This window comes from Nocardioides sp. (genome assembly GCF_031422975.1).
GTDB lineage: Bacteria > Actinomycetota > Actinomycetes > Propionibacteriales > Nocardioidaceae > Nocardioides.
This window is the reverse complement of the sequence record NZ_JANPEO010000463.1, coordinates 1-5,235: the sequence shown is the minus strand read 5'-3', so window position 1 is coordinate 5,235 and position 5,235 is coordinate 1. Positions and strand designations below refer to the sequence as shown.

5 protein-coding genes are annotated in these 5,235 nt (G+C 70.9%); all 5 read left to right on the top strand.

The genetic code is table 11. The annotated features are described in order from the left end of the window. A partial coding sequence (locus tag RMO85_RS13795; RefSeq protein WP_310529300.1) for a TIGR03084 family metal-binding protein occupies positions 1-504 on the top strand: 504 nt, incomplete at its 5' end. After that, positions 501-2,231 (top strand): acyclic terpene utilization AtuA family protein, encoded by a 1,731-nt coding sequence (locus RMO85_RS13790; protein ID WP_310529299.1) that lies wholly within the window; start codon positions 501-503, stop codon positions 2,229-2,231. The genes RMO85_RS13795 and RMO85_RS13790, both read left to right, overlap by 4 nt. Then, a complete protein-coding gene (locus tag RMO85_RS13785; RefSeq protein WP_310529298.1) occupies positions 2,228-3,358 on the top strand; it encodes an acyl-CoA dehydrogenase family protein in 1,131 nt (376 codons plus the stop codon). Before RMO85_RS13790 ends, RMO85_RS13785 begins: the two co-directional genes overlap by 4 nt. Next, entirely contained in the window at positions 3,355-3,825 is a 471-nt protein-coding gene (locus tag RMO85_RS13780) for an SRPBCC family protein (protein WP_310529297.1), read from the top strand. Before RMO85_RS13785 ends, RMO85_RS13780 begins: the two co-directional genes overlap by 4 nt. Positions 3,826-3,845: 20 nt before the next feature. Continuing rightward, positions 3,846-5,235 (top strand): acyl-CoA carboxylase subunit beta (locus tag RMO85_RS13775; RefSeq protein ID WP_310529301.1); only part of this gene is annotated, 1,390 nt, incomplete at its 3' end.

Below are 5,235 nucleotides of genomic sequence, written 5' to 3'. Positions count from 1 at the left end.
GACCTGCTGGCGCGGTGGCGTACGGCCCGCGAGCACCTGCAGCAGGCGCTGGCTGCGCACCCCGAGGGGGAGAAGATGCCGTGGTTCGGGCCGCCGATGTCGCCGACCTCGATGGCGACCGCGCGACTGATGGAGACGTGGGCGCACAGCCACGACGTGCACGAGGCGCTGGACGTGACGCCGGCGCCGAGCAACCGGATCCGCCACATCGCGCACCTCGCCGTACGCACCCGCGACTTCTCCTTCCTCACGCACTCGCTGACGCCGCCGGCCGGGGAGTTCCGCGTCGACCTCGTCGCGCCGGACGGCGACGTGTGGTCCTTCGGGCCCGAGGAGGCACCGCAGACGGTGACCGGCACCGCGCTCGACCTGTGCCTGCTGGCCACGCAACGGACCAACCGCGCGGACACCGACCTCGTCGCGTCCGGACCGGACGCGGACCGCTGGCTCGACATCGCCCAGTGCTTCGCCGGGCCGCCCGGAGAGGGACGGTCTGCATCATGAGTGTCCTGCGCGTCGGCAACTGCTCCGGCTTCTACGGCGACCGGCTCAGTGCCATGCGCGAGATGCTCGAGGGCGGGCAGCTCGACGTGCTGACCGGCGACTACCTCGCCGAGCTGACGATGCTGATCCTGGGCAAGGACGCGATGAAGGACCCGTCGCTCGGCTACGCGCGGACTCATCTGCGACAGGTCGAGGACTGCCTGGGCTTGGCGCTCGACAGCGGAGTCAGCATCGTCGCGAATGCGGGTGGGCTCAATCCGGCCGGCCTCGCCGCGCGCATCGCTGAGGTCGCGAACGGTCTCGGCCTGACGCCGAGGATCGCGTATGTGGCCGGCGACGACCTCCGCCCGCTCGGGCTGTGGGAGGGCGCGCTGACGGCGAACGCCTACCTCGGCGGTTTCGGCATCGCGGCCGCGCTGACCCGGGGCGCCGACATCGTCGTCACCGGTCGCGTCACCGACGCCTCGCTCGTGGTCGGGGCGGCGGTCGCGCATCACGGTTGGGGCGTGGAGGACCATGACGCCCTGGCCGGCGCGGTCGTGGCCGGGCACGTGCTCGAGTGCGGCACCCAGGCCACCGGCGGCAACTTCTCCGGCTTCCGCCAACTGCTGAGTGCCGGCGTCGATCCCCGCAAGCCACTCGGCTTCCCGCTGGCGGAGATCGCGGCCGACGGCTCGTGCGTGATCACCAAGCACGAGGACACGGGCGGCGCCGTCACCCTCGACACGGTCACCGCGCAACTGGTCTACGAGATCCAGTCCACCCGCTACCTCGGGCCGGACGTGACCACCCACCTCGACTCGGTGTCCCTGGCCCAGGTCGGCCCGGACCGGGTCGCGATCACCGGCGTCCGCGGCTCCCTGCCGCCCGAGCAGCTCAAGGTCTGCGTCAACGAGCTCGGCGGTTGGCGCAACAGCGTCGAGTTCGTGCTCACCGGCCTCGAGATCGAGGCCAAGGGCGACTGGGTGCGCTCCCAGCTCGATGCCGCGCTCGCCGCACACCCGCCGGCCGAGGTCGTCTGGTCGCGGCTCGCGATGCCCGCGCCGGACGCCGACTCCGAGGAGGGCGCCTCCGCGCTGCTGCGCTGCACGGTCAAGGACGCCGCCGCCGACCCGGTCGGCCGGGCGTTCACCGGCGCGGCCGTCGAGCTCGCGCTCGGGTCGTACCCCGGCTTCACCATGACCGCGCCGCCCGGAGCGCCGATGCCCTTCGGGATCTATCGCCCGGAGTACGTCGACCGGTCGGTCGTCGAGCACACCGTCGTGCACGCAGACGGGTCTGTGGAGGTGGTGGGGAACCCCCCGTTCTCCACCATGCCACCAGCCACCGACATCGGCGTCCGGCCGTCGCCGTACCCCGCTCGTGCCGACGTGCTCACGCGTCGGCTGCCCTTCGGGACCTTCGTGCACGCGCGGTCCGGCGACAAGGGTGGCGACGCCAACATCGGGCTGTGGGTCGCGCACGACGAGCGTGAGGACCTGTACGCCGATCGCGTCGAGTGGCTGAGCAAGGTCGTCACCCCACGCCGGGTGCGCGAGCTGATCCCGGAGGCCGCGGACCTCGATGTCGAGGTGTTCCTGCTGCCCAATCTCGGCGCCGTCAACGTCGTCATCCACGGCCTCCTCGGCGCGGGGGTCGCCGCGTCGACGCGGTTCGACCCGCAGGCCAAGGGGCTCGGCGAGTGGTTGCGGTCGCGCCGCGTGTCGATCGAGGACGCACTGCTGTGACGGAGCGCGAGGCGCTGCAGGCCACGGCGCGGGAGTTCGTCCGCCGCGAGGTCGCGCCCCACCTCCAGGACTGGGAGGACGCCGGCGAGATCCCCCGCGAACTCCACGCCAGGGCCGGCGCGCAGGGCCTCCTCGGCGTCTCGTTCCCCGAGGACGTCGGGGGTGAGGGCGGCGACCTCGCCGACTCGGTGGCGCTGCAGGAGGCGTTCTTCGAGGCCGGTGCGTCCAGCGGCCTGATGGCCGGCCTCTTCACCGGCGGGATAGCCCTGCCGCACATCGCGGCGAGCGGCGATACCGACCTGATCGACCGGTTCGTCCGGCCGACGCTGCGCGGTCAGGCGATCGGCGCGCTCGCGATCACCGAGCCCGGCGGCGGCTCCGACGTCGCCGGCATCACGACCCGCGCCGTCCGCGACGGCGAGCACTACCTCGTCAACGGCGCGAAGACCTTCATCACCTCCGGCGTCCGCGCCGACTTCGTCACCACCGCCGTCCGCACCGGCGGGCCCGGCCACGCCGGGGTCAGCCTCCTCGTCATCGAGAAGGGCACGCCGGGCTTCACCGTCGACCGCTCGCTGGCGAAGATGGGCTGGCACTGCAGCGACACCGCCGACCTGTCGTACGTCGATGTGCGCGTCCCCGTCGCCAACCTGGTCGGCGAGGAGGGCTCGGGTTTCTACCAGATCGCGGCCCAGTTCGTGGTCGAGCGGATCGCCCTCGCGGTCCACGCCTACGGCATCGCCGCCCGCTCGTTGGCGCTGACTGCGGCGTACTGCCGAGACCGCGAGACGTTCGGCAAACCGCTCATCGCCAACCAGGTGGTGCGGCACAGGCTCGTCGAGATGCACCGGCAGGTCGAGGTGGCCCGGGCCTACACCCACGCGGTGGTCGCGCGCCACGTCGCGGGTGAGTCCGTGATCGCCGAAGCGGCACTTGCCAAGCAGACGGCGGTCGAGGCGTCGGCCTACGTCTGCGACCAGGCCGTGCAACTGCACGGCGGGACCGGCTACATGCATGGTTCCGAGGTGGAGCGGCACTACCGCGACGCCCGGATCCTGCCCATCGGAGGAGGAGCGACCGAAGTGCTCACAGACCTGGCTGCCAAGTTGTTGGGATACGCGTCATGAAGCTGCGGCAATCACTGGGGGACGAGGTGACCGTCTGGATGGACGCGTCACCCGAGGCGGTATGGGACCTCGTCAGCGACGTGACCCGGATCGGCGAGTTCTCGCCGGAGACCTTCGAGGCGAAGTGGACGCGTGGCTCGACCGGGCCCGAGGTCGGCGCCTTCTTCGCAGGACACGTCAAGCGCAACGGTGTCGGGCCGACCTACTGGTCGCCGTGCCGGGTCACCGCGTGCGAGGAGGGCAAGGTCTTCGAGTTCTCGGTGGGGACCGATGCGGTCACCGTCAACAACTGGGGCTACCGCCTGTCGCCGCGCGAGGGCGGCACCGACGTCACCGAGTTCTTCCGGCTCGACGGCTCGCTGCCGACACGTCTCTACTGGCTGGTGCTCGGTCCGTTGCGCGCACGCACCAACCGCTCGGGGATGCGGACCACTCTGGAGCGGATGAAGGCCGTGGTCGAGTCGTGAGTCCGACCAACGCGGAGGCGATGCTGGACAAGATCGCCGACCTCGACGCCCGGCACGCGGTGGCGGTGGCGGGCGGTGGCCAGAAGTCCGTCGAGCGCCACCACGGCCGCGGGAAGCTGATGCCGCGCGAGCGGATCGAGCTGCTCCTCGATCCCGGCTCCGCCTTCCTCGAGCTGTCCCCGCTCGCCGGCTGGGGCTCCGACTTCACCGTCGGCGCCTCGGTCGTCACCGGCATCGGCGTCATCGAGGGTGTCGAGTGCATGATCACCGCCAACGACCCGTCGGTGAAGGGTGGCGCCTCCAACCCGTGGACGGTGAAGAAGATCTTCCGCGCCTCCCAGATCGCCGAGGAGAACCGGCTGCCGACGATCTCCCTCGTCGAGTCCGGCGGCGCGGACCTGCCGACGCAGAAGGAGATCTTCATCCCCGGCGGGAAGCTCTTCCGAGACCTCACCCGGGCCAGCGCGCGCAAGCAACCGACGATCGCGCTGGTCTTCGGCAACTCCACGGCGGGTGGCGCCTACGTCCCCGGCATGTCCGACTACACGGTCTTCGTGCGGGGTGCGGCCAAGGTGTTCCTGGGCGGCCCGCCACTGGTGAAGATGGCAACCGGTGAGGAGTCCGACGACGAGTCGCTGGGCGGCGCCGAGATGCACGCCCGCGTCTCCGGGCTCGCCGACTACCTCGCCGAGGACGAGCACGACGCCATCCGGATCGGGCGGCGGATCGTGGCCCGGCTCAACTGGCGCAAGCTTGGTGACCGAAGTTCACGCTTGTCGTCCGATGCTTGGGTGGCGAAGCGTGAGGTTCCCCGGATATCCGGGGATTCTCACCACACCCCGACCTTCGCCGACCCCGAGGCCGACCCCGAGGGCCTCCTGGACCTCATTCCCCAGGACCTCAAGGAACCCTTCGACCCGCGCGAGGTGATCGCCCGGATCGTCGACGGCCGATCGGCGCACAACGGCGCGGTCTTCGACGAGTTCAAGCCCCTCTACGGCACGTCGCTGGTGACGGGCTGGGCCCAGCTCCACGGCCGCCCGATCGGCATCCTCGCCAACGCGCAGGGCGTGCTGTTCAGCGAGGAGGCGCAGAAGGCCACCCAGTTCGTCCAGCTGGCCAACCAGAGCGACACCCCGTTGCTCTTCCTGCACAACACCACCGGCTACATGGTCGGCAAGGAGTACGAGCAGGGCGGGATCATCAAGCACGGCGCGATGATGATCAACGCGGTCAGCAACTCGACCGTCCCCCACCTCAGCGTGATCATGGGGGCCTCGTACGGAGCCGGGAACTACGGCATGAACGGTCGCGCCTTCGACCCGCGCTTCCTCTTCACCTGGCCGTCCGCCAAGTCGGCCGTCATGGGGCCGGCCCAGCTGGCGGGGGTGCTCTCCATCGTGGCGCGGG

Bases quoted from the DNA above. Each gene is read 5' to 3' on its own strand.
- RMO85_RS13790 (WP_310529299.1), top strand. From the start codon at position 501: ATGAGTGTCCTGCGCGTCGGCAACTGCTCCGGCTTCTACGGCGACCGG.
- RMO85_RS13780 (WP_310529297.1), top strand. From the start codon at position 3,355: ATGAAGCTGCGGCAATCACTGGGGGACGAGGTGACCGTCTGGATGGAC.